This is a genomic window from Klebsiella pneumoniae complex sp. WS1778 (assembly GCF_049472055.1).
Taxonomy (GTDB): domain Bacteria; phylum Pseudomonadota; class Gammaproteobacteria; order Enterobacterales; family Enterobacteriaceae; genus Klebsiella; species Klebsiella quasipneumoniae.
The window spans coordinates 125,229-141,234 of record NZ_JBKGTJ010000002.1 but is presented as its reverse complement, the minus strand read 5'-3'; the positions used below and the strand labels follow the sequence as shown (position 1 = coordinate 141,234).

13 protein-coding genes are annotated in these 16,006 nt (G+C 55.4%); 9 read left to right on the top strand and 4 right to left on the bottom strand.

Going from position 1 to position 16,006, the window contains the following annotated elements; genetic code table 11:
* Positions 1-9 precede the first annotated feature (9 nt).
* The 3 genes from ACLEXF_RS10655 (at position 10) to ACLEXF_RS10645 (ending at position 2,915) form a co-directional block, all read left to right on the top strand.
* Positions 10-627, top strand: a complete 618-nt coding sequence (locus tag ACLEXF_RS10655; RefSeq protein ID WP_004201375.1) for a DMSO/selenate family reductase complex B subunit — start codon at positions 10-12, stop codon at positions 625-627.
* Position 628: 1 nt separating this feature from the next.
* Positions 629-1,492, top strand: coding sequence for a dimethyl sulfoxide reductase anchor subunit family protein (locus ACLEXF_RS10650; RefSeq protein WP_062914568.1), 864 nt, complete (start codon positions 629-631; stop codon positions 1,490-1,492).
* Positions 1,493-1,766: 274 nt separating this feature from the next.
* Positions 1,767-2,915, top strand: coding sequence for an MFS transporter (locus ACLEXF_RS10645; RefSeq protein ID WP_004201378.1), 1,149 nt, complete (start codon positions 1,767-1,769; stop codon positions 2,913-2,915).
* A 151-nt stretch (positions 2,916-3,066) separates the two neighbouring features.
* Here the strand turns inward: ACLEXF_RS10645 and pflA are convergent, their stop codons facing one another.
* The 4 genes from pflA to ycaO form a co-directional block, all read right to left on the bottom strand.
* Entirely contained in the window at positions 3,067-3,807 is a 741-nt protein-coding gene (gene pflA, locus ACLEXF_RS10640; protein WP_002898145.1) for a pyruvate formate lyase 1-activating protein, read from the bottom strand.
* Between the two features lie 191 nt (positions 3,808-3,998).
* A complete protein-coding gene (gene pflB / locus ACLEXF_RS10635) occupies positions 3,999-6,281 on the bottom strand; it encodes a formate C-acetyltransferase (RefSeq protein WP_004201379.1) in 2,283 nt (760 codons plus the stop codon).
* Between the two features lie 51 nt (positions 6,282-6,332).
* Positions 6,333-7,190, bottom strand: coding sequence for a formate transporter FocA (focA, locus tag ACLEXF_RS10630; RefSeq protein ID WP_004201380.1), 858 nt, complete (start codon positions 7,188-7,190; stop codon positions 6,333-6,335).
* A 385-nt stretch (positions 7,191-7,575) separates the two neighbouring features.
* On the bottom strand, positions 7,576-9,336 hold the full coding sequence (gene ycaO / locus ACLEXF_RS10625) for a 30S ribosomal protein S12 methylthiotransferase accessory factor YcaO (RefSeq protein ID WP_023320066.1): 1,761 nt from the start codon (positions 9,334-9,336) through the stop codon (positions 7,576-7,578).
* A 115-nt stretch (positions 9,337-9,451) separates the two neighbouring features.
* Between ycaO and ACLEXF_RS10620 the strand changes: the two genes are divergently transcribed.
* The 6 genes from ACLEXF_RS10620 to ihfB all read left to right on the top strand — a co-directional run bounded on the left by ACLEXF_RS10620 (position 9,452) and on the right by ihfB (position 15,882).
* A complete protein-coding gene (locus ACLEXF_RS10620) occupies positions 9,452-10,144 on the top strand; it encodes a DUF421 domain-containing protein (RefSeq protein ID WP_004201382.1) in 693 nt (230 codons plus the stop codon).
* Between the two features lie 188 nt (positions 10,145-10,332).
* A complete protein-coding gene (serC, locus tag ACLEXF_RS10615; protein WP_276418430.1) occupies positions 10,333-11,421 on the top strand; it encodes a 3-phosphoserine/phosphohydroxythreonine transaminase in 1,089 nt (362 codons plus the stop codon).
* Positions 11,422-11,494: 73 nt separating this feature from the next.
* Complete coding sequence (gene aroA, locus ACLEXF_RS10610; RefSeq protein WP_023320069.1) at positions 11,495-12,778, top strand: 3-phosphoshikimate 1-carboxyvinyltransferase; 1,284 nt, start codon at positions 11,495-11,497, stop codon at positions 12,776-12,778.
* 174 nt (positions 12,779-12,952) lie between these two features.
* A complete protein-coding gene (gene cmk, locus ACLEXF_RS10605; protein ID WP_004201385.1) occupies positions 12,953-13,636 on the top strand; it encodes a (d)CMP kinase in 684 nt (227 codons plus the stop codon).
* A gap of 133 nt (positions 13,637-13,769) precedes the next feature.
* On the top strand, positions 13,770-15,443 hold the full coding sequence (gene rpsA / locus ACLEXF_RS10600) for a 30S ribosomal protein S1 (RefSeq protein WP_002898162.1): 1,674 nt from the start codon (positions 13,770-13,772) through the stop codon (positions 15,441-15,443).
* A 151-nt stretch (positions 15,444-15,594) separates the two neighbouring features.
* Entirely contained in the window at positions 15,595-15,882 is a 288-nt protein-coding gene (gene ihfB, locus ACLEXF_RS10595) for an integration host factor subunit beta (RefSeq protein ID WP_002898165.1), read from the top strand.
* Positions 15,883-16,006: the final 124 nt, after the last annotated feature.

The window sequence follows — 16,006 nt, the reverse complement described above, 5'->3', positions numbered from 1 at the left end:
GAGTAACCGATGACAACTCAGTATGGATTTTTTATTGATTCCGCCCGTTGCACCGGTTGCAAGACCTGCGAACTGGCCTGTAAGGACTACAAAAATTTGACCCCGGAGGTCAGCTTCCGTCGCATCTATGAATATGCCGGCGGCGACTGGCAGGAGGATAACGGCGTCTGGAATCAGAACGTGTTCGCCTATTACCTCTCCATCGCCTGTAACCACTGCGAAGATCCAGCCTGCACCAAAGTCTGCCCGAGCGGTGCGATGCACAAGCGCGAAGACGGTTTTGTGGTGGTCAACGAAGAGGTCTGCATTGGCTGCCGTTACTGCCATATGGCCTGTCCGTACGGCGCGCCGCAGTATAACGCCGATAAAGGCCATATGACTAAGTGCGACGGCTGCCACGAGCGCGTCGCCGAAGGGAAAAAGCCGATCTGCGTCGAGTCCTGCCCGTTGCGGGCGCTCGATTTCGGGCCGATTGCCGAACTGCGCGCTAAGCACGGCCAGCTGGCGGCGGTGGCGCCGCTGCCTTCGGCGCACTTTACCCGGCCGAGCATCGTGATCAAACCTAACGCCAATGCCCGGCCGTGTGGCGATACCACTGGTTACCTGGCGAACCCGAAGGAGGTGTGAGATGGGAAACGGATGGCATGAATGGCCGCTGATGATCTTTACGGTCTTCGGCCAGTGCGTCGCGGGCGGCTTCATCGTCCTGGCGCTGGCGCTGATGACGGGCAAGCTTTCCCGTGAGCAGGAGCAGCGCGTGGTAGGTAGCATGTTCGGCCTGTGGGTATTGATGGGGGTCGGGTTTATCGCCTCGACAATGCACCTCGGTTCGCCGCTGCGGGCCTTTAATTCGCTCAATCGCGTGGGGGCCTCGTCGCTGAGTAATGAGATAGCCAGCGGGGCGATCTTCTTCGCCATTGGCGGGATTGGCTGGCTGCTGGCCGTGTGCAAAAAGCTGCCTGCCGGACTGCGTAGCCTGTGGCTGGTAGTGACCATGGCGCTGGGGGTGATCTTCGTCTGGATGATGGTGCGGGTCTATAACACCATCGACACGGTGCCGACCTGGTATACCGTCTGGACGCCGCTGAGCTTCTTCCTGACGCTGTTTATCGGCGGCCCGCTGCTGGGCTATCTGCTGCTGCGCGTCGCAGGCGTCGACGGTTGGGCGATGCGCCTGCTGCCGGTGGTCACTTTGCTGGCGCTGCTGGCGAGTATTGTGGTGGTCCTGATGCAGGGGATTGAACTCGCCACTATCCGCAGCTCAATTCAGCAGGCCTCCGCCCTGGTGCCGGATTATGGGCTGCTTATGGCCTGGCGCGTGGTGCTGCTGGCGCTGGCCCTGGCCTGCTGGTGCGTGCCGCAGATTCGCGGCCGCAAGCCGGCGCTCTCGCTGCTCGGCCTGGCGTTTGTTCTGGTGCTGGCGGGAGAGATGATTGGCCGCGGCGTATTCTATGGTCTGCATATGACCGTCGGGATGGCTATCGCCAGTTAATCAGCCTCATCATGCCGGCGCAGGCGTGCCGGCATGATGAAAACGTGCTGTTGATAGATGAAATTTTTCGACTGAAATTAACGCCGGGATTTATTAATAAATTAAGAAAAACAATAGCGTATTATTTGTTGCCTCACCTTTCCCCCTTCTGTGGATAAAAAACTTCTATCGTGCCCTGCAAAACCGCGTCAGGCCTGATTTCAGGTGGATTGACAATGTTTTTAGCGGTGGCATGATGCGCTCGCGATCTGAACATTCCTCACGGTTTTTACCCATGACCATCTACACCCGGCCAGTGCAAATGCTGCTCTGTGGCCTGCTTTTACTGACCCTGGCGATAGCGGTGCTGAATACGCTCGTCCCGCTGTGGCTCGCCCATGAAAATATGCCAACCTGGCAGGTCGGCATGGTGGGGTCATCTTATTTTACCGGCAACCTGGCCGGTACGTTGCTTGCCGGCTGGGTGATCAAGCGCCTGGGGTTTAACCGCAGCTATTATCTCGCGTCGTTAATCTTTGCCGTCGGCTGCGTAGGGCTGGGGATCACCGTGGGCTTCTGGACGTGGCTGAGCTGGCGGTTTATCGCCGGCGTAGGCTGCGCGATGATTTGGGTGGTAGTGGAAAGTGCGCTGGTCTGCAGCGGCACTTCTCGCAGCCGCGGTCGTCTGCTGGCGGCGTACATGATGGTTTATTACGTTGGTACCGTACTCGGCCAACTGATGGTCAGTAAACTACCCACTGATTTAATGAGCGTCCTGCCGTGGGTGACGGGCCTGGCGCTGGCGGCGATCCTGCCGCTGCTGTTTACCCGCATTATGGGGCAGGCCGAAGAGCCGCATGAAACGGTACGGATCTGGCCGATGCTTAAGCTGCGCCAGGCGCGCCACGGGGTCAATGGCTGTATTATCTCGGGGATTGTCCTCGGCTCGCTGTATGGCCTGATGCCGCTGTGGCTGAACCATCAGGGCGTCAGCGACGCCGGCATTGGCTTCTGGATGGCGGTGATGGTGAGCGCGGGGATCCTCGGCCAGTGGCCGGTAGGGCGGCTGGCAGACCGCTACGGTCGCCTGCTGGTGCTGCGGGTGCAGGTTTTTGTGGTGATTCTGGGATGTCTGGCGATGCTCAGCCAGGCGGCAATGGCGCCGGCGCTGTTTGTGCTTGGGGCATCCGGTTTCACGCTGTATCCGGTGGCGATGGCCTGGGCCTGTGAGAAAGTGGAGCACCATCAGCTGGTGGCGATGAACCAGGCGCTGCTGATGAGCTATACCATCGGCAGCCTGCTGGGCCCGACGCTGACGGCGATGCTGATGCAGAACTTCTCGGATAACCTGCTGTTTATCATGATCGCCAGCGTGTCGTTTATCTATCTGCTGACCCTGCTGCGCAAAGCCGGGCATCATCCAACGCCGGTGGCGCACGCCTGATCCTGTAACGCGCAGCGCATGCTGCGCGTCATCCGCTTCAATTACCTAAGCTTGCTGCTGCACAGCCAACCTGCCGCTTTGCATGAGAATGCAACGGCTGGACGGACACGGCTTCCCACGCCGTTGCAGGCCTTCACCGGCCCGGACGGGATTAGTACATCACTTTGTGGCCATACTGCTCAAGGATGCCTTTTACCCGCTCCATGGTCTCTTTCTTCGGCGGATGGACGCCGTCCAGCTTGTATTCTTCGCCCATCGCTACCCATTTGTGTTTGCCCAGCTCATGGTATGGCAGCAGCTCGATTTTTTCGACATTGCCCATATCGCGGGTAAATTCACCCAGGCGGTGCGCGGAGTCATCATCGTCTGACCAGCCCGGAACCACCACGTAGCGGATCCAGACATTGATATTCTTCTTCGCCAGATACTGGGCGAATTCCAGCGTACGATGGTTAGAGACGCCGACCAGGTTCTGGTGAATCTCATCATTCATCTGCTTGAGATCCAGCATCACCAGGTCTGTTACCTCCAGCAGTTCGTCGATAACCGGATCGTAGCGACGGACAAAGCCGTTGGTATCGAGACAGGTATGAATACCTTCTTTCTTACAGGCGCGGAACCAGTCGCGAACAAACTCCGCCTGCAGGATCGCCTCACCGCCCGATGCGGTGACGCCGCCGCCGGAAGCATTCATAAAGTGACGATAGGTCACCACCTCTTTCATTAGCTCTTCAACGGTGATTTCTTTGCCGCCGTGGGTATCCCATGTATCACGGTTATGGCAGTACAGGCAACGCATCAGGCAGCCCTGGAAAAAAGTAATAAAGCGGATGCCCGGGCCATCAACGGTGCCACAGGATTCAAAGGAGTGAATGCGACCAATAACTGACATTGCGGTGTTTTCTCCAGATGTGGCCCATCCGGGGCCGTGTTGGTGCACAGCTCAGCGGCTGTGTCGAGTCTGTTTTGACAGATACCCAAAGTATAGATAACTGGCAAAGCAGGCTAGGGCGGGGATTACTTGTTAAAAAGGCCCCACTGATGTGGGGCCTTTATTGTACGCTTTTTCAGTCAGACAGGGAATTACATGGTCTGAGTGAAGGTACGGGTAATAACGTCCTGCTGCTGTTCTTTAGTCAGGGAGTTAAAACGTACAGCGTAGCCAGATACGCGGATGGTCAGCTGCGGATATTTTTCCGGGTTTTCCATCGCGTCGAGCAGCATTTCGCGGTTCATCACGTTCACGTTCAGGTGCTGACCACCTTCGATGGACGCTTCGTGGTGGAAGTAACCATCCATCAGACCCGCCAGGTTGGTCTTACGAACTTCGTCATCTTTACCCAGTGCGTTCGGTACGATAGAGAAGGTGTAAGAGATACCATCTTTCGCGTAAGCAAACGGCAGTTTCGCTACGGAGGTCAGAGAGGCAACAGCGCCTTTCTGGTCACGACCGTGCATCGGGTTAGCACCTGGTCCGAACGGCGCGCCAGCGCGACGACCGTCTGGGGTGTTACCGGTTTTCTTACCATATACCACGTTAGAGGTGATGGTCAGAACAGACTGAGTCGGGATCGCGTTGCGGTAGGTGTGCAGTTTCTGAATTTTCTTCATGAAACGTTCAACCAGGTCAACGGCCATGTCATCGACGCGAGCATCGTTGTTACCAAACTGCGGATATTCGCCTTCGATTTCGAAGTCAACAGCCAGACCGTCTTCGTCACGAATCGGTTTAACTTTCGCATATTTGATAGCAGACAGGGAGTCAGCAGCAACGGACAGACCCGCGATACCACACGCCATGGTGCGGATAACGTCACGGTCGTGCAGCGCCATCAGAGAGGCTTCGTAGCTGTACTTGTCGTGCATGTAGTGGATGATGTTCAGCGCAGTGACGTACTGTTTAGCCAGCCAGTCCATGAAGTGATCCATGCGCTCCATGACTTCGTCGAAGTTCAGGACGTCGCCTTTGATCGGTTCAGATTTCGGACCCACCTGCATTTTCAGTTTTTCATCCACGCCGCCGTTGATAGCGTACAGCATGGTTTTTGCGAGGTTGGCGCGAGCACCGAAGAACTGCATTTGCTTACCAACAACCATCGGGCTTACGCAGCATGCGATAGCGTAGTCGTCGTTATTGAAGTCCGGACGCATCAGGTCATCGTTCTCATACTGCAGAGAAGAGGTATCGATGGACACTTTAGCCGCGAATTTCTTGAAGCTCAGCGGCAGTTTTTCAGACCACAGGATAGTGATGTTCGGCTCCGGAGACGGCCCCATGGTGTACAGGGTGTTCAGGAAGCGGAAGCTGTTTTTGGTCACCAGAGTACGGCCGTCAACGCCCATACCGCCGATGGATTCCGTTGCCCAAATCGGGTCGCCGGAGAACAGTTCATCGTATTCCGGGGTACGCAGGAAGCGAACCATACGCAGTTTCATGACCAGGTGGTCAACCATTTCCTGCGCGTCTTGCTCGGTGATTTTACCCGCCTGCAGGTCACGTTCGATGTAGATATCCAGGAAGCTGGAGGTACGACCGAAGGACATTGCCGCGCCGTTCTGAGATTTCACGGCAGCCAGGTAACCGAAGTAGGTCCACTGGATAGCTTCCTGAGCGGTGGTTGCCGGACCGGAGATGTCGTAGCCATATTTAGCCGCCATCTCTTTGATCTGGCCCAGCGCACGGTGCTGTTCAGCAATTTCTTCACGCAGACGGATGGTCGCTTCCAGATCTTCGCCGCTTTCCAGTTTCGCTTGCAGTGAGTTGAACTGGGCGAATTTGTCTTTCATCAGGAAGTCGATACCGTACAGCGCAACGCGACGGTAGTCACCGATGATACGACCACGGCCGTAAGCATCCGGCAGACCGGTCAGTACGCCGGATTTACGGCAGCGCAGGATGTCCGGAGTATAGACGTCGAAAACACCCTGGTTGTGAGTTTTACGGTACTCGGTGAAGATTTTTTTCAGCATCGGGTCCAGTTCGCGATTGTACGCTTTGCAGGAACCTTCAACCATTTTAATACCACCAAACGGGATGATCGCACGTTTCAGCGGCGCTTCGGTCTGCAGACCAACGATTTTTTCCAGACCTTTCTCGATATAGCCTGCGTCGTGAGAGGTGATGGTGGAAGCCAGGGCAGTGTCAAAATCAACAGGCGCGTGAGTGCGGTTTTCCTGTTTTACACCTTCCATTACGGTGTCCCACAGCTTGGTGGTCGCTTCAGTCGCGCCAGCCAGGAAGGATTCGTCGCCTTCATATGGGGTGTAGTTTTTCTGAATAAAGTCACGGACGTTGACTTCATTCTGCCAGTCACCTTTCGCAAAACCTTCCCAGGCTGTGGCTAACTTTTCATTAAGCTCGGACATGTAACACCTACCTTCTTAAGTGGATTTTTTATTTACTGCCTGAAACAACCCTTAGTGATGGTCGTTGCCACGCAGGTAAATGACCCAGTATGTCAACCCGACCAGCAGACCCCCGCCGATAATGTTCCCGATAGTTACCGGAATCAGGTTATCAGTGATGAAGTTCATAACGGTCAAGTGAGAGAAACTTTCCGGAGTCGAACCGATTGCGGTCCAGAATTCCGGGCTTGCAAAGTTGCGGATTACGATACCCATCGGGATCATAAACATGTTGGCGATGCTGTGCTCAAAGCCGCTGGCAACGAACATCGCTACCGGCAGGACCATGATCATCGCTTTATCCATCAGGCTACGACCGGAATAGCTCATCCATACGGCGAGACAAACCATCAGGTTAGCGAGGATACCCAGGCTCACGGCCTCCACAAAAGTATGGTGCATTTTGTGGTCAGCGGTCTGCAGGACATTAAGCCCCCAACCGCCGTTGGCAGTCATATATTCGCCTGATAACCACATCAGCAGCACAAACAGCAGTGCGCCCACCAGGTTACCAAAATAGACGTTGAGCCAGTTTTTTGCCAGTTGCCCCCAGGTAATTCGACCGCTGGCTTTCGCCACCACGATCAATACCGTAGAGGTAAAGAGGTCAGCGCCGCAGATAACGCACAGAATCAGACCCAGGGAAAAACAGACCCCACCGATAAGCTTGGCAATCCCATAAGGCATCGCGGCAGTGCCGGTGGTCGCGGTGATATAGAATACGAAAGCGATGGAGATGAAAACGCCAGCGGTGATCGCCAGATAAAAGGTCTTCATCGGATGCTTCGTTGCTTTATAGACACCTGCTTCTTCGGCGACTTTCGCCATCGCGGCAGGGAGCAAAAGATCAAAAGGGTTGTCAGCTTTCACACTAACTCTCTCTTTATATAAGTTGGCGGTGAGATACTAACAAAGCATTATAGAAGGGAAATTGATATAGATCATATCTCACCGGAACTATATGCCTTTTTAGTGTGTGGTTTTTGTGATTTATTGAATTAAGTAATTGAATATTATGAGGAAAATAAATTTTAAAATTTATAAATTATGTTGAATTTTTTCGTTTTCACGCCATTTCTTGAGTTAATTAATATGGAGTATTTTATTTAAAATTAACGAATGGTAAATGTTATAAGCGCGTTATTTACTATTAATTAACTTTACAACTACAAACTATAGTGGCCACCTCGTCAGGTGAAATCAACGGAGCCACATTGGGCTCCGTTGTTGGCAACCACGATGGCGCGCTTAGGGCTTATTTTGCCCAGAACGCCGCCTTCGCCCGCTGCAGTTTTTCATAAGCCTTCAGTAGCGACTGATGGGCCGGGAAGGCCTGCAGATCGCTGTCGACAGCCTGGAGGCCATAGAACGGCGCTTCCCCGCTCAGCGCCGCGCTGGCGGCTTCGACCGCCTCGGCGCCGTACATACGGATGAAGGCGTTCAGGTATTGCAGCGGCTGACGCTCCTCTTCCTGGCTCAGCAGCAGCAGGGTCTGCAGGCAGCGATAGTAGTTAGCACGTTCGGCGCTGAAGACCGAAGCGTTGAATTCCATGGTCCACTCGGTCCAGATCAGCGCCTGCTCCAGATCGCCGCCGGCCAGGGCCAGCATGGCTTTCAGCTCCCCGACGCGCAGGGTATACCAGCCGTTGTCTTTGCCGGTGGCGAGGCCCAGCAGTTCGCGAACGCGGGTGAAATCATCCAGACCCTCATCGTCCATCTGCTCGATCAGCGCCAGGTAATCTTCTTTTTCCCACTCGCTGCCCGGCAGGGACAGAATGGTGTCGCGCAGATGAGCGCCCATGCTGTTGTTCGCCAGCCACAGATCTTCCGCTGGGTAAATATCCGACATCCCCGGGACGATGATACGGCAGGCGTAAACGCCCAGGTGCTCGTAGTCGGCGATATATACTTCTTTATCTTCGGCCTTGAAGATGGCCATCAGGGTGGCGAACTCTTCTTCTGTGGTGCCGGAGAAGCTCCAGTCCACGAACGGATAGTCGGCATCCTGCTTGAACATATCCCAGGAAATCAGGCCGCTGGAGTCGATAAAGTGGGTTTCGAGGTTAGCGTGCTCGGCGACTTCTTCATCGTCGAAGGTCGGCGGCGTGAAGACGTCGAGATCTTTCAGGCTACGGCCCTGCAGCAGTTCGGTGACCGTACGCTCCAGCGCCACGCCGAAGTCCGGGTGGGCGCCGAAAGAGGCGAAGCAGGTGCCGTTTGCCGGGTTAAACAGCACGACGCAGATAACCGGATACTTGCCGCCCAGCGAGCCATCATAGGCAAAGATCGGGAAACCTTCGGCTTCCAGTTTGGCGATCGACTCCACGACGCCCGGATAGCGCGCCATGACCTCCGCCGGGATCTCCGGCAGGCTGATGCTTTCGGCGATGATGCGATTTTTGATGTGGCGCTCAAAGACTTCGGACAGGCCCTGCACGCGAGCTTCATTACGGGTGTTGCCGGCGGACATGCCGTTGGAGACATACAGGTTGCCGACGATATTCATAGGAATATAGACCGTTTCGCCGTCGGACTGGCGGGTAAAGGGCAGGCCGCACACGCCGCGCTCATCATTACCGGATTGCAGATCCACCAGCATGCTGGCCGTCAGCTGATCGTCCGGATCGTAGAACGCGCGCAGACGAGCATCCAGCAGGCCTTCCGGGACCTCGTCGTCTTCGGTCAGCGGGAACCACTTTTCGTTCGGGTAGTGAACGAACGGGCCATTAGCGATAGTGTCGCCTAACCAGAAGTCAGCGAAAAAATAGTTGGTGGACAGGCGCTCGAAATATTCGCCCAGCGCGGAGGCGAGGGCTGCCTTTTTGGTGGCGCCTTTACCATTAGTAAAGCACAGCGCGCATTCCTTATCGCGAATGTGAACGGACCACACGTGCGGCACCGGGTTCAGCCACGAGGCCTCTTCGATATCAAATCCGAGGTCGAGCAATTTTTGCTGGAAGCGAGCGATGGAATCTTCCAGGGCGGCATCTTTGCCGGGAATAAACGTTTGGGTCATGGCGATCACTTTTGTCGTACGGAAAGCGCGCAATGATACGGCTTTTATCTGACAGGTGCTATCTCCATCATCTGGCTATGCTTAGAGACATCTTTTAATACTCAGGGAGATGATAATGAAAGCCTTTGACTGGCAGCGGATGGCGCTCGATAAAGTGCCGGTGGAATTTCTCGGCGAGGTGGCGCTACGCAGCCTCTACACCTTCGTTCTGGTCTTTATTTTCCTCAAAATTACCGGACGGCGCGGCGTGCGGCAGATGTCGCTGTTTGAGGTGCTTATTATTTTGACCCTCGGTTCGGCGGCGGGGGACGTGGCGTTTTATGACGATGTCCCGCTGTTGCCGGTGCTGGTGGTCTTCGTCACGCTGGCGCTGCTTTATCGCGGCATCATGTGGCTGATGGGACATAGCGAAAAGCTGGAGGATCTGCTGGAGGGGAAACCTATCGTGGTGGTGGAGGAGGGGCAGCTGGCCTGGGAGAAACTGCATGCGGAAAATATGACCGAATTCGAATTTTTTATGGAGCTGCGGGTCAACAGCGTCGAGCAGCTCGGCCAGGTGCGGCTGGCGATCCTTGAAACCAACGGCCAGATCAGCGTGTTTTATTATCCCGATGACGAGGTGAGGGCCGGGTTGTCGATCCTCCCGACGCACTGCACCACGCGCTATACCACTATTCCTCAGGAAGGGATCTACGCCTGCGTACGCTGCAGCATCGTGATGGCGATGCAGGCGGGAGAAAAGCGAATATGTCCCCGCTGCGCAAATGCAGAATGGTCGAAGGCCAGCCGGGCGAAACGGCTCACCTGACAGCAAATATGTCGGTTTTATTACGTCAAGCCGATAGATTCTGTTGTGTGACGGCCGCCGCGTTTTGCCGTCGGCGAGTTTTAGCCATTGCGGACCGTGTCACTGAATGATAAAACCGATAGCCACAGGAATAACTTATGCCCGCGGCGGTTCGCGGGCAAAACAACATAGCAACGTGGTGAGGGGAAATGGCTCAGGTCTATAACTTCAGTTCGGGCCCGGCAATGCTGCCGGCGGAAGTACTCAAACTGGCTCAGCAGGAACTGTGCGACTGGCACGGTCTGGGTACGTCGGTCATGGAAATCAGTCACCGTGGTAAGGAATTCATCCAGGTGGCAGAAGAGGCAGAACAGGACTTCCGTTCTCTGCTGAACATCCCTTCCAACTATAAAGTGTTGTTCTGCCATGGCGGCGGCCGCGGCCAGTTCGCCGGGATCCCGCTGAACATCCTCGGCGATAAAAACGTCGCTGACTATGTGGACGCCGGCTACTGGGCGGCCAGCGCGGTCAAAGAGGCGAAGAAATACTGCACGCCTAACGTCATCGACGCGAAAATCACCGTCGACGGCAAGCGCGCGGTCAAGCCAATGAGCGAGTGGCAGCTGACGCCGGGCGCGGCGTATCTGCACTACTGCCCGAACGAAACCATTGACGGTATCGCGATTGACGATACGCCGAACTTCGGCGACGACGTCATCGTGACCGCCGATTTCTCCTCCACTATTCTGTCTCGCGAAATTGACGTCAACCGCTACGGCGTGATCTACGCTGGCGCGCAGAAGAATATCGGCCCGGCAGGGTTGACGCTGGTTATCGTGCGTGAAGATCTGCTGAGTAAAGCCAGCGTGGCCTGCCCGTCAATCCTCGACTACACCGTGTTAAGCGAGAATGACTCGATGTTTAACACGCCGCCGACGTTCGCCTGGTATCTGGCCGGTCTGGTGTTTAAGTGGCTGAAACAGCAGGGCGGCGTCGCCGCGATGGACAAGATCAACCAGCAGAAAGCCGAACTGTTGTATGGCGTGATCGATAACAGCGGCTTCTATCGTAACGATGTGGCGCAAGCCAACCGCTCCCGCATGAACGTGCCGTTCCAGCTGGCGGACAGCGCGCTGGATAAACTGTTCCTTGAAGAGTCGTTTGCCGCCGGGCTGCACGCGCTGAAGGGCCACCGGGTGGTGGGCGGCATGCGTGCCTCCATCTACAACGCGATGCCGCTGGACGGCGTGAAGGCGTTAACCGACTTTATGCTGGACTTCGAACGCCGCCACGGTTAATCGCCCGTTTCTTTCTTCCTCCCCGCGGCCTGTCTGCGGGGTTTTTATTCTGTTTGTTTGAGAGTGAAGTTTGATGGAATCCCTGACGTTACAACCCATCGCACGCGTAGAGGGCACCGTGAACCTGCCTGGTTCGAAAAGCGTCTCCAACCGCGCGCTGCTGCTGGCCGCCCTGGCCCGCGGCACGACGGTGCTGACCAACCTGCTGGACAGCGACGATGTGCGCCATATGCTGAATGCCCTGAGTGCGCTGGGGGTTCAATACACCCTGTCTGCTGACCGTACCCGCTGTGAAGTGACCGGCAACGGCGGCCCGCTGCATGCCGCAGCGGCGCTGGAGCTGTTCCTCGGCAACGCCGGTACCGCGATGCGCCCGCTGGCGGCAGCTCTGTGCCTTGGCAGCAACGATATCGTGCTCACCGGCGAGCCGCGAATGAAAGAGCGCCCGATTGGCCATCTGGTGGATGCCCTGCGTCAGGGCGGCGCTCAGATCGACTATCTGGAGCAGGAAAATTATCCGCCGCTGCGCCTGCGCGGGGGGTTCCAGGGGGGCAACGTCGACGTTGACGGCAGTGTCTCCAGCCAGTTCCTGACCGCGCTGCTGATGGCCGCGCCGCTGGCGCCGCAGGATACCGTTATCGCCATTAAGGGCGATCTGGTGTCGAAACCCTATATCGACATCACCCTGCACCTGATGAAAACCTTCGGGGTTGAGGTGGACAACCAGTCTTATCAGCGCTTTGTGGTGCGCGGCAAGCAACAGTATCAGTCACCGGGGGATTACCTGGTGGAGGGGGATGCTTCATCGGCCTCGTATTTCCTCGCCGCTGGCGCCATTAAGGGCGGCACGGTGAAGGTCACCGGTATTGGCCGCGGCAGCGTACAGGGCGACATTCGTTTCGCCGACGTACTGGAAAAAATGGGCGCCACCGTCACCTGGGGCGACGATTTCATCGCCTGCACCCGTGGCGAGCTCAAGGCTATCGATATGGATATGAACCATATTCCGGACGCCGCGATGACCATCGCCACCGCCGCGCTGTTCGCGCAAGGCACTACCACGCTGCGCAATATCTACAACTGGCGGGTCAAGGAGACGGACCGTCTGTTCGCCATGGCGACAGAACTGCGTAAAGTAGGCGCCGAGGTGGAAGAGGGTGAAGATTATATTCGCATCACCCCGCCGGCGACGCTGAAGTTTGCTGAAATCGGCACCTATAACGACCACCGGATGGCGATGTGCTTCTCGCTGGTGGCGCTGTCTGATACGCCGGTGACTATCCTTGATCCCAAATGTACGGCGAAAACGTTCCCCGACTATTTTGAGCAACTGGCGCGGATCAGTACCCTCGCCTGAGTAAAACTTTGTCATCCCGCGGGCTGATGTCCTGTCAGCCCGCTATAATTGCGCAAAACTTCTGCTTTTCATTTCCTGTAGTCCGTAATTTACAAGCAATGCTCACTTTCCGGCGTATTGATGCGTATAATGCGCGGCGTTTATATTCCATGCGCCTTGCTGAAGGAGAAAAAGATGACGGCGAATATTCCGGTAATCACCATTGATGGGCCTGGCGGTGCGGGTAAAGGTACGTTGTGCAAGGCAATGGCGGAAGCGCTGGGCTGGCATCTGTTAGATTCAGGCGCGATCTACCGCGTTCTGGCGCTGGCGGCGCTGCATCATCATGTTGACGTGGAGTCCGAAGAGGCGCTGGTGCCCCTGGCTGCCCATCTTGACGTGCGCTTTATTTCTACTGACGGCAACCTGGAAGTGGTGCTGGAAGGGGAAGATGTCAGCGGCGAAATTCGCACCCAGGAGGTCGCGAACGCCGCCTCCAAGGTGGCGGCTTTCCCTCGCGTTCGCGAAGCGCTGCTGCGCCGCCAGCGCGCCTTTCGTGAACTGCCGGGGCTTATCGCCGACGGGCGAGATATGGGCACGGTGGTTTTCCCGGACGCGCCGGTGAAAATTTTCCTCGATGCCTCGGCCGATGAGCGAGCGCATCGCCGCATGCGGCAGTTGCAGGAAAAGGGCTTTGATGTTAACTTTGAACGTCTTTTGTCCGAGATAAAAGAGCGTGATGATCGCGATAGAAATCGCGCCGTGGCGCCGCTTGTCCCGGCTGCCGATGCATTAGTTCTCGATTCAACCGAACTAAACATTGAGCAAGTGATTGAAAAAGCGCTACAATATGCGCGCGAAAAATTGGCCGTTGCGTAAGCCTTAACCGGTAACGCGCCGAAGCCTCCGAATTATAGCAGTACCCCGCGGCAATGGATGGTCAGCGGGTATGTGAAACAACCCCATCCGGCACGGAGCCAGGTGGACGTTAATATTAACCTGAAGATTAAACATGACTGAATCTTTTGCTCAACTGTTTGAAGAATCCTTAAAAGAAATCGAAACCCGCCCGGGTTCCATCGTTCGTGGTGTTGTTGTTGCTATCGACAAAGACGTAGTACTGGTTGACGCCGGTCTGAAATCTGAGTCCGCCATCCCGGCTGAGCAGTTCAAAAACGCCCAGGGCGAGCTGGAAATCCAGGTTGGTGACGAAGTTGACGTTGCTCTGGATGCAGTAGAAGACGGCTTCGGTGAAACTCTGCTGTCCCGTGAGAAAGCTAAACGTCACGAAGCTTGGATCACGCTGGAAAAAGCTTACGAAGACGCTGAAACTGTTACCGGTGTTATCAACGGCAAAGTTAAAGGTGGCTTCACTGTTGAGCTGAACGGTATTCGTGCGTTCCTGCCGGGTTCCCTGGTAGACGTTCGTCCGGTGCGCGACACGCTGCACCTGGAAGGCAAAGAGCTTGAGTTCAAAGTCATCAAGCTGGACCAGAAGCGTAACAACGTTGTTGTTTCTCGTCGTGCCGTTATCGAATCCGAAAACAGCGCAGAGCGCGATCAGCTGCTGGAAAACCTGCAGGAAGGCATGGAAGTCAAAGGTATCGTTAAGAACCTCACTGACTACGGTGCATTCGTTGATCTGGGCGGCGTTGACGGCCTGCTGCACATCACCGATATGGCCTGGAAACGCGTTAAGCATCCGAGCGAAATCGTAAACGTTGGCGACGAAATCACTGTTAAAGTGCTGAAGTTCGACCGCGAGCGTACCCGTGTATCCCTGGGCCTGAAACAGCTGGGCGAAGATCCGTGGGTAGCTATCGCTAAACGTTATCCGGAAGGTACCAAACTGACCGGTCGCGTGACCAACCTGACCGACTACGGCTGCTTCGTTGAAATCGAAGAAGGCGTTGAAGGCCTGGTTCACGTTTCCGAAATGGATTGGACCAACAAAAACATCCACCCGTCCAAAGTTGTTAACGTTGGCGACGTAGTGGAAGTGATGGTTCTGGATATCGACGAAGAACGTCGTCGTATCTCCCTGGGTCTGAAGCAGTGCAAATCTAACCCATGGCAGCAGTTCGCGGAAACCCACAACAAGGGCGACCGTGTTGAAGGTAAAATCAAGTCTATCACTGACTTCGGTATCTTCATCGGCTTGGACGGCGGCATCGATGGCCTGGTTCACCTGTCTGACATCTCCTGGAACGTTGCAGGCGAAGAAGCAGTTCGTGAATACAAAAAAGGCGACGAAATCGCAGCAGTTGTTCTGCAGGTTGACGCAGAGCGTGAGCGTATCTCCCTGGGCGTTAAACAGCTGGCGGAAGATCCGTTCAACAACTACGTTGCTCTGAACAAGAAAGGCGCTATCGTTGTTGGTAAAGTCACTGCAGTTGACGCTAAAGGCGCAACCGTAGAACTGGCTGACGGCGTAGAAGGTTACCTGCGTGCTTCTGAAGCATCCCGTGACCGCGTTGAAGACGCAACTCTGGTTCTGAGCGTTGGCGACGAAGTTGAAGCGAAATTCACTGGCGTGGATCGTAAGAACCGCGTAGTGAGCCTGTCTGTACGTGCGAAAGACGAAGCGGAAGAAAAAGACGCTATCGCTACCGTGAACAAGCAGGAAGACGCGAACTTCTCCAACAACGCCATGGCTGAAGCGTTCAAAGCAGCGAAAGGCGAGTAATCTTTGTCATTCAGGTAATAACAACCTGAATAGTGACGAGTTTACTTGACAGATTGCAGGATTCGTCCTGTAATCAAGCACAAAGGGCGGCTACGGCCGCCCTTGTTTAAGCTGTTAGCTAATTTTTGCCTTGAAGGAAACCGGAGGAATAATGACCAAGTCAGAATTGATTGAAAGACTTGCCAGCCAGCAATCTCACATTCCGGCGAAAGCGGTGGAAGATGCTGTTAAAGAAATGCTGGAACATATGGCCTCAACGCTTGCTCAAGGTGAGCGCATTGAAATCCGCGGTTTCGGCAGCTTCTCTCTGCACTATCGTGCACCTCGCACCGGACGTAACCCGAAAACTGGTGATAAAGTCGAACTGGAAGGTAAGTACGTTCCGCACTTTAAGCCCGGGAAAGAATTACGTGACCGCGCCAATATTTATGAAGGGTGAGTTGCACGACGTGCAACCGGCCTGACGATAAAAGCACCTTCGGGTGCTTTTTTTGTGCCCGCCATTTACGTCCCGCTTCGCAAAAAAAAAGCGCCTGACTGCAAGCGTGACGATTGTCTGGAAC